This window comes from Micromonospora ureilytica, from assembly GCF_015751765.1.
Taxonomy (GTDB): Bacteria; Actinomycetota; Actinomycetes; order Mycobacteriales; family Micromonosporaceae; genus Micromonospora; species Micromonospora ureilytica.
This window is the reverse complement of the sequence record NZ_JADOTX010000001.1, coordinates 6728253-6742500: the sequence shown is the minus strand read 5'-3', so window position 1 is coordinate 6742500 and position 14248 is coordinate 6728253. Positions and strand designations below refer to the sequence as shown.

At 71.6% G+C, this 14248-nt stretch carries 9 protein-coding genes; 1 reads left to right on the top strand and 8 read right to left on the bottom strand.

The window, feature by feature from the left end; translation table 11 throughout:
* Positions 1 to 203: 203 nt before the first annotated feature.
* The gene (locus IW248_RS31000) at positions 204 to 1100 is read left to right on the top strand and encodes a phosphatase domain-containing protein (RefSeq protein WP_196929729.1); all 897 of its coding nucleotides are present in this window, start codon (positions 204 to 206) and stop codon (positions 1098 to 1100) included.
* A gap of 74 nt (positions 1101 to 1174) precedes the next feature.
* Here IW248_RS31000 and rho read toward each other — a convergent pair whose 3' ends face one another.
* The 8 genes from rho to lysA form a co-directional block, all read right to left on the bottom strand.
* On the bottom strand, positions 1175 to 3394 hold the full coding sequence (gene rho / locus IW248_RS30995; RefSeq protein WP_196929728.1) for a transcription termination factor Rho: 2220 nt from the start codon (positions 3392 to 3394) through the stop codon (positions 1175 to 1177).
* A gap of 298 nt (positions 3395 to 3692) precedes the next feature.
* Positions 3693 to 4637: a homoserine kinase gene (thrB, locus tag IW248_RS30990; protein WP_196929727.1), complete on the bottom strand. Its 945-nt coding sequence runs from the start codon at positions 4635 to 4637 to the stop codon at positions 3693 to 3695.
* A 64-nt stretch (positions 4638 to 4701) separates the two neighbouring features.
* Positions 4702 to 5946 carry an MFS transporter gene (locus IW248_RS30985; protein WP_196929726.1) on the bottom strand — a complete coding sequence of 415 codons (1245 nt, stop codon included), beginning with the start codon at positions 5944 to 5946 and terminating at the stop codon, positions 4702 to 4704.
* An 11-nt stretch (positions 5947 to 5957) separates the two neighbouring features.
* Positions 5958 to 6806 carry a polysaccharide deacetylase family protein gene (locus IW248_RS30980; protein ID WP_196929725.1) on the bottom strand — a complete coding sequence of 283 codons (849 nt, stop codon included), beginning with the start codon at positions 6804 to 6806 and terminating at the stop codon, positions 5958 to 5960.
* Between the two features lie 129 nt (positions 6807 to 6935).
* Complete coding sequence (locus IW248_RS30975) at positions 6936 to 10214, bottom strand: efflux RND transporter permease subunit (protein ID WP_196929724.1); 3279 nt, start codon at positions 10212 to 10214, stop codon at positions 6936 to 6938.
* Positions 10215 to 10355: 141 nt separating this feature from the next.
* Positions 10356 to 11405 carry a threonine synthase gene (thrC, locus tag IW248_RS30970; RefSeq protein ID WP_196929723.1) on the bottom strand — a complete coding sequence of 350 codons (1050 nt, stop codon included), beginning with the start codon at positions 11403 to 11405 and terminating at the stop codon, positions 10356 to 10358.
* Between the two features lie 140 nt (positions 11406 to 11545).
* Positions 11546 to 12853: a homoserine dehydrogenase gene (locus IW248_RS30965; RefSeq protein WP_196930438.1), complete on the bottom strand. Its 1308-nt coding sequence runs from the start codon at positions 12851 to 12853 to the stop codon at positions 11546 to 11548.
* 8 nt (positions 12854 to 12861) lie between these two features.
* Positions 12862 to 14247 (bottom strand): diaminopimelate decarboxylase, encoded by a 1386-nt coding sequence (lysA, locus tag IW248_RS30960; RefSeq protein ID WP_196929722.1) that lies wholly within the window; start codon positions 14245 to 14247, stop codon positions 12862 to 12864.
* Position 14248 lies beyond the last annotated feature (1 nt).

Here is a 14248-nt window from a genome sequence, read left to right as displayed (position 1 = left end):
GGCGTGAACCGGAACCGGTGGCCGATTGACCAGTGTGCCATGGGCCTGAGCCGACCCGGTAATCGGGCCGCACACCTCGTCCGGCATCGTCAACACGTGCCTACCCGTCCGCATTCCCGCCGCCCGGCCGGGCATTCGCGCACCCGGTGGACAGCCGCCGGGTACCCCGACCGGGGTACGCCCGCCGAGCCGGAGGTGCGTCGATGACCCGCCTGATCGCCACCCGGGGAGTACCCGCCTCGGGCAAGACAACGTTCGCCCGCACGCTCCAACCGTCCGTCTCGCGAGTCAACCGGGACGACCTGCGCCGGATGCTGCACGGCGAGCGGCTGTTCACCCAGTGGGCCGAGGCGCAGGTGACCGCCGTGCAGCAGGCTCAGGTCGAGGCACTGCTGCGGGCCCGCGCGGACGTCTGCGTGGACGACACCAACCTGCGCTCACGGACCCTGCGGGGCTGGGCCGACCTGGCCGCCCGGCACGGCGCGGATTTCGAGGTGCACGACTTCACCGACGTGCCGCTGGACGAGTGCCTGCGCCGTGACGCCGCCCGCCCGGCCGCCGACCAGGTCGGCGCGGACGCGATCCGCCGGCTGCACGAGCGGTACCTGCAGGGGCGGACACTGCCGTTGCCGGTGCCGCAGGCCCGCACCGGACGCCCCGCCGTGGTGCACCCGCCGTCGACCGAGCCACCGGAGATCGTCCTGGTGGACATCGACGGCACCGTCGCGCTGGCCGTGTCCCGCAGCCCGTACGACATGACCCGGGTGGGCCAGGACCAGCCGAACACTGCGGTGATCGCGGCGGTCCGGGCGATGCACGCCGCCGGCTACGGGGTGGTCTTCTGCTCGGGGCGGGACGCCTCCGCGCGAGCGGCCACCGAGGCGTGGCTGGCCCGGCACGTACGAGTCCCCTACCTGGGCCTGCACCTGCGGGCCGTCGGCGACTCCCGGAAGGACTCGATCGTCAAGCGGGAGATCTACGACCGGGAGATCCGGGGCCGCTACCGGGTGGCGGGTGTCTTCGACGACCGCGTCCAGGTGGTCCAGATGTGGCGATCCCTCGGTCTCACCGTCTTCCAGGTGGCCGACGGCGACTTCTGAGGCCCGGTCGGCCACTGGACATGCCGAAGGGGCACGGCCGCGATGGCCGTGCCCCTTCGTCGTTACCGGGATGGTTACTCCCCCGGCGTCGACTTCGCGATCTGCATCAGGAACTCGATGTTGGTGCGGGACTGCTTGAGCCGGTCCAGCAGGAGATCCATCGCCGCCTGCGAGTCCAGCGAGTGCAGCACCTTGCGGAGCTTGTGGATGATGGCCAGCTCTTCCGGTGCGAGCAGGACCTCTTCCTTACGCGTACCGGACGGGTTGATGTCGATGGCCGGGAAGGTCCGCTTGTCGGCGATCTTCCGGTCCAGCTTCAACTCGGCGTTACCGGTGCCCTTGAACTCCTCGAAGATGACCGTGTCCGCCATGGACCCGGTCTCCACCAGCGCCGTGGCGATGATGGTCAGCGACCCGCCGTTCTCGATGTTGCGGGCCGCGCCGAGGAAGCGCTTCGGCGGGTAGAGCGCTGTGGAGTCGATACCACCCGACATGATCCGGCCGCTGGCCGGCGCCGCCAGGTTGTACGACCGACCGAGACGGGTCACCGAGTCGAGCAGCACGACGACGTCGTGTCCAAGCTCGACGAGGCGCTTGGCCCGCTCGATGGCCAGCTCGGCCACCGTGGTGTGGTCCTGCGGCGGTCGGTCGAACGTGGCCGCGATGACCTCGCCCTTGATCGACCGCTGCATGTCGGTGACCTCTTCGGGCCGCTCGTCCACCAGCACCACCATCAGGTGGCACTCCGGGTTGTTGCGGGTGATCGCGTTCGCGATCGCCTGCAGCACCATCGTCTTACCCGCCTTCGGCGGAGACTGGATGAGTGCCCGCTGGCCCTTGCCGATCGGCATGACCAGGTCGATGACCCGGGTGGTCAGGATGTGCGGCTCGGTCTCCAACCGCAGGCGCTCCTGCGGGTAGAGCGGGGTGAGCTTGTAGAACTCCGGACGACGCCGCGCCTCCTCCGGCTCCATCCCGTTGATCGTGTCCAGCCGCATCAGCGGGTTGTACTTGTCGCGCCGCTGGTCGCCGCTGTTGCCGCCGTCGCGGTTCGCCCGCACCGCACCGGTGATCGCGTCGCCGCGGCGCAGGCCGTACTTCTTGATCTGGGACATCGAGACGTACACGTCGTTCGGGCCGGCCAGGTAACCGGTCGTCCGCACGAAGGCGTAGTTGTCGAGCACGTCGATGATGCCGGCCACCGGGACGAGCACGTCGTCCTCGCTGACCTGCGGCTCACGCCCACCAGTGTCGGCACCGGTCTCGGTGCGCTCGCCGCGCCCGCGGCGACGGTCCCGGAAACGGCTGCGCCGGCCGCGCCGGCCGCCACCCTCGCCGTCGTCGTCGTCGCTGTCCCGCTCGACACGCTCGGCACGCTGGCCACGATCGTTGCGGTCACCGCGGTCGGGTCGGTCGTTGCGCTCGGCCCGCTCACCCCGGTCGGAACGCTCGCTCCGGTCGTTGCGCTCGCCACGGTCGGAACGCTCGCTCCGGTCGTTGCGCTCGCCACGATCGGCACGCTCGCCACGGTCGGAACGCTCGGTCCGGTCGGTGGCACGCTCGCCACGGTCGGCACGCTCGGGCCGGTCGGCGGCACGCTCGCCACGATCGGTCCGGTCGGTCCGCTCGCCCCGATCGGCACGCTCGGTCCGCTCGCCACGATCGGCACGCTCGGTCCGCTCGCCACGATCGGCACGCTCGGTCCGCTCGCCACGATCGGCACGCTCAGTCCGCTCGGCACGCTCCGGACGCTCGGCCCGGTCGCGGCGGTTCTCGCCACGGTCGGCCCGCTCGCCGGCTTCCGCCTCGTCGGTACGGGTCTCGGTGGCACGCGCCTCGGTCGCACGCGCCTCAGCGGGGCGCGCCTCGGTGGCACGGGCCTCGGTCGTTGCGGTCCGGCTCCGCCGGGTACGGCTACGACCCTCGGGCTCGGCGGCCGGCTCGGCCGGCGCCTGCTCGGCACCGCGCCCTTCGGCTGCCGGCCGGTCTGCGGTCTCCCGCACCTCGGCGCGCACCCCCTCACGGGTTGGGGCGGCCGCGGCCGCGACCTCGGCCCGTGGTCGAGGGGTCCCGGCGGCGTTGCCGCCCTGCCGCTCGGAAATCGCGGCGATCAGCTCGCCCTTGCGCATGCGAGCCGTGCCGGAGATGCCGAGCGACGCAGCCAGGCTCTGCAGCTCTGGCAGCAGCATCGCCGACAGACCGGTGCCGCTACGCCGACGACGGGCGGGAGCGGCGGCGGTGGCATCGCCAGCGACGTTGGAAACATCCGACGTCACGTCGGTGGTGTCGCTCAATGGATTCCTTCCCTCGATAAGGCCGGGACTGCCCGGAGTCGGAGCTCAGGTGGCCGGGCGGCCTCGGTGCACCCGCCTCGCAAGGACGCGTCGCGGGAGTCTTGTGACACAGCAGCCGGTCGGTATCCCGACTCACCAACGTCGGTGAGCAGGTCTCGCCGTCTGCGGCGACCTGTGGAAACTGCGGTGCGGCGTGGGCCTTTGGCAGGGGTAGACGGGCTGACCGCCGAGAGCTTCGGGGGTGCGCCGCCCCGCAGGAGATCGCGTGCTTCGCGGCTGTGCTAGGTCTAGAGCGTAATCAACTCTTCCGACCTGCGGCAACAGGGTCCCGCTCGGCGTGTCCAAGTCTACCCCGTGCGACCCGTGCGCCGCTGACGTCTATCGGTAACTGCCAGATCTCCCAGTCTGTTCCCACCGGGAAGCCCGCTGGAGGCCCGCTGAGCGCCAGGACAGTCGGGCCCGCCCCACTGACCACAGCTGCCACACCGGCCTCTCGCAACGCGTTGACCAGGGAAGACGTGCCGGGCATCCCGGCTGCGCGATAATCCTGATGGAGCCGGTCGACGGTGGCCGGCAGCAGCAGGGTCGGGTCCGTGGTGAGCGCGTGCACCAGCAGTGCCGCCCGGCCCGCGGTCAACGCGGCGTCGCCATGCGGCACGGTGGCCGGCAGAGCCGCCCGCGCGGTCGCGGTCAGTCCGCGTTCCGACGGAACGAAAACGGTGGGCCGCACCGCGTCGGCGACCGGCAGGGACACCGCCCGGGCACCACCCGGCTCGGACCAGGCCACTGTGAAACCACCGAGCAGGCACGGCGCCACGTTGTCGGGGTGGCCCTCGATCTCGGCGGCCAGCCGGAGCGCGCCGGCGTCGTCGAGGCGGTGCTCGCCATCGACGACGAGGGCACGGGCCAGCAGCACCCCGGCGACGATCGCGGCGGACGACGAGCCCAGCCCACGCGCCTGCGGGATCCGGTTGACGCACTCCACGCTCAGCCCGTCGGGGTGGGCCCCGAGCACGTCGAACGCGGCGCGCATGGCCCGCACCACCAGGTGTCGGTCGTCGTCGGGCAGCTCACCGGCGCCCTGCCCGGTCACTGTCACCCGCACACCGCCCGACGCGACCTCGGCGGCCACGTCGTCGTGGAGCCCGAGGGCGAGACCCAGCGCGTCGAAGCCCGGGCCCAGGTTGGCACTGGTCGCGGGAACCCGGACTCGGACCGGCTCGGCGGTGAAGTTCGTCGGCACGCGCTCATGCTAGGGGTCGGCACCGACGAACCGGCCCCGTGCCCGCTGCCTGGGACCGCCGAGTTCAGCCGGCCGGGTCCGGGACCGGCTCGGCGGCCGGGTCGGTGAGCGACAGCCGGCGGGTGGCGATCCGCCAACCGACCGCGTACACGAGGGTGATCAGACCGCAGCCGGCGAGCACCACCCGTTCGTCGACCACGTCCACCACCAGGGCCACCGCCAGTTGGCTCACCGAGATCGCCAGCGTCGCCAGCATCATGTCGGTGGCGAAGACGCGGCCACGTAGCCGGTCCGGGACCTCGCCCTGGAGTGCGAAGTTCGACATCACCCAGTTGCTGCCACCCGCGAAGTGCGCCACGAAGACCAGCAGCAGCACCAGCGGAAACCATCGCACCACCGAGGTGCCCAGGTAGGACAGGCCGTAGAGCGACATGGACAACGCGAGGCCGGGCAGCAGCCAGGCCCGGTTGGTCAGCACCCGGCGCATCAGGATCGGCCCCACCAATGCTCCCGCGCCCCGTACCGCGAAGAGCAGGCCGGCGCCGAGCGGGCCGACACCGTACACACCGGCCAGCAGCGGGAACACGGTCAGCACGCCGTTGCCCAGGCCCACCGCGGACTTCACAGTGACAAGCGCGAGCACCCGGGGACGGTGACCGATGTAGCCGAGCGCCTCGCGGACGGCCGACCAGGTCCGCTGGGCCGGTTGGTCGGCGTCCCGGGGTGCCTGCAACGGCCGGCGGATCCGGGTGGCGAGGCCCGCAGCCATCGCCAGGCCCACCGCCGCCACCCAGAAGCAGACGTACGGGCCGGCAGCGGTGCTGAGTACGCCGCCGAGGGAGGCGCCGACCACGGTCATGGTGCCCCAGGCCGAGCCTGCGACGGCGTTGCCGGCGGCGAGCTCGTGCGGCTCCAGCACGTTGGGCAGCGCGGCCTGGGCGGCCGGCGAGTAGAACGCCTTGGCGACCGCCACCACGCCGATCGCGACAAGCGCCAGCCACGCCGTTCCGGCATTCCGCACACCGAGCAGCAGCAGCACGCCCGCCAGCGCGGCGACGTTCGCGCAGATCATGATCTTCCGGCGGTCGAAGCGGTCGGCGATCGTGCCGGTGTACGGCAGCAGCAACGCCACGATGCCGGTGTCCACAGCCAACACCAGCGCGCCCCAGACGCCGCTGCCGGTCAGTTGCGGCAGCAGCACCAACAGCGGCACCATGACGAACCAGTCGGCGCCGAAGACCACCAACTCGGCGAGGAACAGGTTGCGAAAGCTCCGATTGCCGGTCAGAACCGAGAGGGTGGACGCCACGGAGCGCGACCCTACCTGGTCGGTGTCGGAGCCACACCCGCTCCCAGCAGCGCGGAAACCGTGACGAAGGTGTAACCGCGGGACCGTAACCCGTTGATCATGTCGGTCAGGCCCCGCAGGGCGACCAGCCGCCGGCGCGCCCCCACATCGTGGCCGAGCACGATCGTTCCCGGTCGGACCCGCTCCACGATTCGCCGGGCGTGCCCGGCCGGATCGTCGGGGAACTCACGCTCCACCATCTGCAACGACCAGAGCACCAGCCGATAGTCCAGCCGGGCCGCCGCGTGCAGCACCGCCCCGCCCAGGTGGCCGTACGGCGGCCGGAGGAGCACCGGCGGTGTCCCGGTCAGGTCGGCGATCACGTCGTGGCTGCGGCGCAGGTCGTCGTACGCTTCGGCGGCGTCCAGTTCGGCCAGGTCCCGGTGCTCCCAGCTGTGGTTGCCCACCTCGTGCCCGGCAAGCCGGTCACGGACGACGTCGGCGTGCCGGCGGACCTGCGCCCCGACCATGAAGAAGGTGGCCGGAACCCGGTGCTGGGCCAGGGTGTCGAGCACCATCGGAGTCCACTGTGGTGCGGGGCCGTCGTCGAAGGTGAGGGCCACCAGGCGCTGGTCGGTCCTCCCCGACCAGACGACCTCCAGGGCGCCGGAGCCGACATCCTGCTGGCCGTTACCGAGGGTGGTGCTGGCGGGGCGGCCGGCGATCGGCATCCGGCGGTGGGTGATCCACCACGCCTCGGGCGTCCCCGCGCCGAGCGCCACACCGCCCAGCACCAGCAGGCCACGGCGCAAGAGGTCGCGTCGCCCCCACCCGCGCGCGCCCTTGTCCGTCCGCCCACCCCGCTCCACCCACACCCCCATCCATCTACGAGGAGTATGCAAGAAGTTACACAAAGTGTGGGTCGGTCGAGTCGGAGTGTTTCGGTCGGATGGAGCTGGAAACGCCCCCGGTGAAAAATCCACCGGGGGCGTTCGGAACCGCGTTCCGACCTACTCGGTCGGCTCCGCCGGAGGCAGTGGCGAGGTACGGCTACGGGGCAGCCGCAGCACCTCGAACTGGTCCGTGCCCTCCACCAGGGCGGCCGACGGCGCGGGTCGCCCGGCCGGCTGCGCACCCTCGGCCGCAGCCGGAGCGGGTGCGCCGCTCGGCACCGCGACCTGGTTCGGGGCCGGCGCCTCGTCCGTGTCCGTCGTGGTCACCGCCGGCCCGCCGGAGCGCCGCCGTGCGCGCCGACCCCGCAGCGACTCCTTGGTGTGCTCCACCATCGAGTACAGCGTCGGCACCAGGATCAGCGTGAGCAGCGTCGAGCTGAGCAGACCACCGATCACCACGACCGCCAGCGGCTGAGAGATGAAGCCGCCCTCACCGGTCAAGCCGAACGCCATCGGCAGCAGCGCGAAGATGGTCGCCACCGCCGTCATCAGGATCGGGCGCAGCCGGCGACGGCCGCCTTCGACCACCGCCTCCCGGACCCCCATGCCCTGCGCCCGATACTGGTTGATCAGGTCGAGCAACACGATCGCGTTGGTCACCACGATGCCGACCAGCATCAGCACGCCGATCAGCGCCGGCACACCGAGCGGCGTCCCGGTGATCAACAGCAGGCCGATCGCGCCGGTCGACGCGAACGGGATGGAGATCAGCAGGATCAACGACTGGGTGAGGCTGCGGAACGTGGCCACCATGATCAGGAAGACGATCGCGATCGCGGCCAGCACCGCCAGACCCAGGTCCGCGAAGGCATCCGCCTGATCAGCGCTGACACCACCGATGGTGAAGCTCGCGCCCGGCACGTCGATGCCGTCCAGCCGCTTCTGCAACTCGGTGCTGGTCGCGCCCAGGTTCGAGCCGGTCGCCGCGCCGGTCACCGACACGCTGCGCTCACCGTCGATCCGGGTGACCTGCTGCGGGCCCTCACCCTGCGTGACGTCCGCGATGTCGTCCAGCTTGACCGGACCCACCGGCAGTGCCCGCAGCTCCTCCACTGTCATCGGGGGCTGCGTGCCCAACCGCAGCACCACGTTCTGCTGCTGGCCGTCGAGCGCGACCTGACCCAGCGGCGCTCCCCGGAACGCCTGCGACACGAGCTGCCCCACGGCGGCCTCGGTGAGCCCGGCCCGCCCGGCGGCGACCCGGTCGACTGTCACGTCGACCCGCGGCACCCGCGCGGCCAGGCTGGTGGTGACGTCCTCGACGTCCGGGACACCGGCCATCGCGGCCCGCGCCTCCTCGGCGGCCCGGGTCAACGCCTCCGGGTCGCTGGCCTGGACGATCACCTCCAGCTGGCTGGTCGACGCCTCCTGCCCGCCACCGAAGCTGACCTCACCCACACCGGCGCCGAGCTTGTCGAACTCCTTGCGCAGCACCTCACGCATCTGCTTCGCGTCGGTGTCACCGTCGAGCGCCAACGACCAGCTGGCGACATTGTTGCCGCCGCCGCCCGCCCACGGGTTGTCCCCACCGCCGGCGGTCACCTGGTACGTCTCGACGCCCTTGGTCCGGGACAGCACCGACTCGACCTGCTTGGCCGCCGCGTCGGTGGCCGCCAGGCCACTGCCGGCCGGCAGTTCCTGGCTCATGTTGAGAGTGTCCTGGCCGGAGTCGTCCAGGAAGTTGGTCTCCAACTTCTGCGCCAGACCGAAGGTGCCGAAGAGCACCAGCAGGCCGAGACCGACCGTGATCCAGCGGGTCGACCGCTTGCGGGTGGCGAACCCGATCACCGGCAGGTACGCCCGCTGCAACGGGCTACGCAGCTCCTTCTCCTCCGCGGCGCGCCGGACCGCCTCGTCGTCCGCGGTGCCGCCGCGCGGCTTGAGGAACCAGTACGCGAGGACCGGGATGACTGTCAGCGACACCAGCAGCGAGGCGAGCAGAGCCACCGTCACGGTGATCGCGAACGGCGCGAAGAGCTGGCCCACGAACCCGCCGACCAGCGCGATCGGCGCGAACACCGCCACCGTCGTGAGGGTGGACGCGGTCACCGCACCGGCCACCTCCCGGACACCTGTGATGATGGCGTGCCGCTTCTCCTCGCCGTACTCCAGGTGTCGTTTGATGTTCTCCAACACCACAATCGAGTCGTCCACCACCCGACCGACCGCGATGGTCAACGCGCCGAGGGTGAGCAGGTTGAGCGAGTAGTCACCGATCCACAGGGCGATCAGCGCCACCAGCACGGAGAGCGGGATGGAAACCGCGGTGACCACGGTCGAGCGCACCGACAGCAGGAAGACCAGGATGACGATGACCGCCATCACCAGGCCCAGCAGGCCCTCCGTGGTCAGCGACTCGATCGACTTCTCGACGAACGGCGCCTGGTCGAAGACGACTGTCAGCTCCGCGCCGGAGGCGTCCTTCAGGCCGTCGAGCCGGTCGCGGATCTCGTGCGAGATCTGCACGGCGTTGCCGTCCGGCGCCGCGGTGACCGCGATGCCGAGGCTGTCCTTGCCGTTGGTCCGGGTGATCGCCGTGGCCGGGGCGAGCTGCTGCTCGACCGCCGCCACGTCACCGAGGCGGACGGGTGCCGCGCCCGGGACGACCACGATGCCGCGCAGGTCCTCCAGGGTGGCGATCGGCGTGCCGACCTGCACCGGGAGGGCCAGCGAGCCGTCGGTCACCGCGCCGGCCGGGACCGCCACGCCGTTGGTCTTCAGCGCCGCGCCGATCGCCGTCGGCTGGACCTTCGCGGCGGCCAGCTTCGCCGGGTCCGGGGTCACCACCACGATGTCGTCGCGGGTGCCGGTCACCTCGACCGTGCGTACCCCCTCAATGCCCTCCAGCTCCGGCACCACCGTCGCGCGCAGCTTCTCGGCGAGCGCCCGCTCGTCCGCCGCGCCGGCCGCGGCCAACACCACAGCCGGAAGGTCGTCGGTGCTACCGGCGATGACCTGCGGGTCGACGTTCTCCGGCAGCTGGGAGTCGATCCGGCTCAACGCGGTCTGCATCTTGTTGACCACGTCGTCGAGGTCGGTGCCGAACTCGTACGTCACCTGGACGGTGGCGGCGCCCTCGCGAGACGTGGAGGTGACCTTGTCCAGCCCCGGGATGCCCTGGAGGGCGTTCTCGATCGGCTCGGTCACCTGCGACTCGACGATCTCGGGGCCGGCGCCGGGATAGGGGGCCACGATGAACGCGGCCGGGAACTCGAGCGACGGCAGCAGTTGCTGCTTCAGCGACGGCACGGCGAACGCTCCGAACACCGTGGTCACCACCGCGATGAGGGCAATCAGCCCTCGGTTGGCGAGGCTGAATCTGGCGAGCAGCGACATCGGCCTGGCTCACTCCTGAACGAGAATGCGGGCGGGGATACCCGAAAGTGTGCCGGACTCGCATACCTCGACCCCCGCCACCCCCAGGCCGGCCCGCCGTCCGCCTACCCGCCGTCGATCACCACCCGGACGGTGGCGCGCTCAGGCCAGGTCGAGCGCGCGGGCCGCGGCCAGCGGGTCGTTCGCGATGGTCAACGGCGCCGGCGCGGTGGAGATCGCCCACTCCGGGTCCTTCAGCCCGTGGCCGGTCACCGTGCAGACCACAGTGGAGCCGGGCGGCACCGCGCCCGCCGCGGCCTGCTGCAACAGGCCGGCCACGCTGGCCGCGCTGCCCAGCTCGACGAAGACCCCCACCTCGCGAGCGAGCAGACGGTACGCGGAAAGGATCTCCCGGTCGGTCACCGACGCGATCAGGCCACCGGACGCGTCCCGGGCATCCAGTGCCTTGGTCCAGCTCGCCGGGTTGCCGATCCGGATCGCCGTGGCGATCGTCGACGGCTCCGGCACCACCTTGCCGGTCACGATCGGGGCCGCCCCGGCGGCCTGGAAGCCGTACATCTTCGGCGTCCGGGTGGTGGCGCCGGCGGTCATCTCCTCCGAATATCCCATCCAGTACGCGGAGATGTTGCCGGCGTTGCCGACCGGCAGGCAGTGGATGTCGGGCGCGTCACCGAGCGCCTCGACGATCTCGAACGCCGCGGTCTTCTGGCCGTGCAGCCGATCGATGTTGACCGAGTTGACCAACGCGACCGGGTAGTCCTGGGCGAGCTTGGCCGCCGTCGCGAGGCAGTCGTCGAAGTTGCCACTCACCTGGAGCAGCTTCGCGCCGTGCACCAGCGCCTGGGCCAGCTTGCCCAACGCGATCTTGCCCTGCGGCACCAACACGGCACAGGTCAGCCCGGCCCGAGCCGCGTACGCCGCGGCGGAGGCGCTGGTGTTGCCGGTGGAGGCGCAGATGATGGCCTTGTTGCCGGCCTCGACCGCCTTGGACACCGCGAGGGTCATCCCCCGGTCCTTGAAGGAGCCGGTCGGGTTGGCGCCCTCCACCTTGAGGTGCACGTCGCACCCCAGCCGGGCGGACAGCACCGGCGCCGGCAACAGCGGGGTGTTCCCCTCGTGCAGCGTGACGACCGGCGTGGCCGCGGTGACCGGCAGCCGATCCCGGTACGCCTCGATCAGACCCCGCCACATGTCGCTCTCCTCGCCTCTACCGCCGCGCCCGCCCGAACATCAGGGCCACCTTGGACCAACCTGCCGGGGCGGTCGATGGCACACCCCCCACTTACCCACCTGGCGGGACGCGCGAGCCGTCCCGTCGATGATGCAACGACTCAGGCGTCGCCCTCGACCCGCAGCACACTGGTCACCGACCGCACAATGTCCAGACCGCGCAGCTCGCCGACGGTCGCGGCGAGCGCGGCGTCCGGCGCCACATGCGTCACGATGACCAGCTCGGCGCCGCCGCGGCCCGCTGGCCCGCCCGCCGAGCCCTGCCGCACTGTCGCGATCGACACGTCGTGCCGGGCGAACACACTCGCCACCGAGGCCAGCACACCCGGCCGGTCGGCCACGTCGAGGCTCACGTGGTAGCGGGTCAACGCCTCACCCATCGGCCGGACCGCCAGGTCCGCGTACGCGCTCTCGCTGGCCGCGCGCACCCCGGCGAGCCGGTTACGGGACACCGCGACCACGTCACCGAGCACCGCGCTGGCGGTGGGCGCGCCGCCGGCGCCCCGACCGTAGAACATCAGCTCCCCGGCCGCGTCCGCCTCCACGAAGACCGCGTTGAACGCGTCCCCGACGCTGGCCAGCGGGTGGCTGCGCGGGATCATCGCCGGGTGCACCCGGACGCTCACCGTCTCCCGGCCGGTGGAGTCGACGCCCCGGGCCGCGATGCAGAGCAGTTTGATCGTGCAGCCCATCGCCTGGGCGCTGGCCATGTCCGCGGCGGTCACCTCGGTGATGCCCTCGCGGTGCACGTCGGCGGCGCCGACCCGGGTGTGGAACGCCAGCGAGGCGAGGATCGCCGCCTTCGCCGCCGCGTCGAAGCCCTCCACGTCGGCGGTCGGGTCGGCCTCCGCGTACCCCAGGGCGGTGGCCTCTTCGAGGGCCTCGGCGAAGCCGGCGCCGGTAGCGTCCATCGCGGAGAGGATGAAGTTGGTGGTGCCGTTGACGATGCCGGTGACCCGGTTGATCCGATCGCCGTGCAGCGACTCCCGCAGCGGGCGCAGCAGCGGGATGGCCCCGGCCACGGACGCCTCGTAGTAGAGGTCGCCGCCGCCGTCGGCCGCCGCCTCGTGTAGAGCCACGCCATCCTCGGCGAGCAACGCCTTGTTGGCGGTGACCACGCTCTTGCCGCCACGCAGCGCCTCGACCAGCCAGGTCCGGGCCGGCTCGATGCCACCGACCATCTCGATCACCACGTCCACGTCGTCCCGCTTGATCAGGCCGAGCGCGTCGTTGGTGAACAGGTTCTCGTCGACCGGCAGGTCACCCCGGTCGCGGCCGAGCCGACGGACGGCGATGCCGGCGATCTCCAGCGGAGCGCCGATCCGCGCGGTCAGGTCGGCCGACTGCTCGTGCAGCAGCCGGACCACCTCCTGGCCGACAGTGCCACAGCCGAGCAGCGCCAAGCGCACAGGTGACGTCATCCAACATCCAATGCGAGCAGGTCCTCTTCGGTTTCCCGCCGGACGATCAGGCGCGCCTGGCCGTCGCGCACCGCGACCACCGGTGGCCGGGGCACGTGGTTGTAGTTGCTGGCCATGCTTCGGCAGTACGCACCGGTGCCGGGCACTGCGACAAGATCTCCGGGCTGCACGTCGGCGGGCAGGAATTCATCCTTCACCACGATGTCCCCGGACTCACAGTGCTTTCCCACCACGCGGGCGAGAAACGCCTGGGCGCCGGAGGCCCGCGAGGCCAGCGTGGCCGAGTAGGACGCGTCGTAGAGGGCGGTGCGGATGTTGTCGCTCATCCCGCCGTCGACGCTGACGTACGTCCGGAGGCCGTCGAGTTCCTTGACCGTGCCGACCTCGTACAGGGTGAACACGGCCGGCCCGACGATGGCCCGGCCCGGCTCGATCGACAGGTGCGGCACGGCGAGGTTCTCCGCGGCGCACTCCGAATCGACGATCTTGCGAAGGCGCTTGGCCAGATCCTGCGGTGTCGCCGGGTCGTCCTGGGTGGTGTACGCGATGCCGAAGCCACCGCCCAGGTCCAGCTCGGGAAGCTCCACCCCGCGCGCGTCGCGGATCTGCGCCTGTAGGGCGAGCACCCGACGGGCCGAGACCTCGAAGCCGCTGGCGTCGAAGATCTGCGAGCCGATGTGCGAGTGCAGACCACGCAACTCCAGCACACCCTCGTCGAGGATCTTGAACGCGGCGTTCGCGGCGGCGCCGCCGGCCAGCGAGAAGCCGAACTTCTGGTCCTCGTGGGCGGTGGCGATGAACTCGTGGGTGTGCGCCTCGACGCCCACCGTGACCCGGACCAGCACCCGGGGCCGGACCCCGCGCTCGCGGGCCAGCGCGGTGAGCCGGTCGATCTCGGTGAACGAGTCGACGATGATCCGGCCCACCCCGGCGTCCAGCGCCCGGCCCAGCTCGGCGACCGACTTGTTGTTGCCGTGGAAGCCGATCCGCTCCGGCGGCATCCCGGCCGACAGCGCGGTGGCCAACTCACCACCGGTGCAGACGTCCAGGTGCAGCCCCTCCTCGGCGATCATCCGGACCACGGCCCGGCAGAGGAACGCCTTGCCCGCGTAGAAGACGTCCTCGGTCGGGAAGGCCGCCCGGAAGTCGCGGCAGCGCGACCGCAGGTCGGCCTCGTCCAGGACGTACACCGGGGTGCCGAACTCGGCCGCGATGTCGCGGACGCTCAGGCCCGCGACGGCGACCGCGCCGTCGGCGCCGCGCGTCACCGACCGCGGCCACAGCGCCGGCACGAGGGCGTTGACGTCGGCCGGGGCACGCAGCCAGGCCGGCCCCTGGTGGCTGATGTCCGCGTGCAGCGCACCGGCCTCATGAGCCCTCATG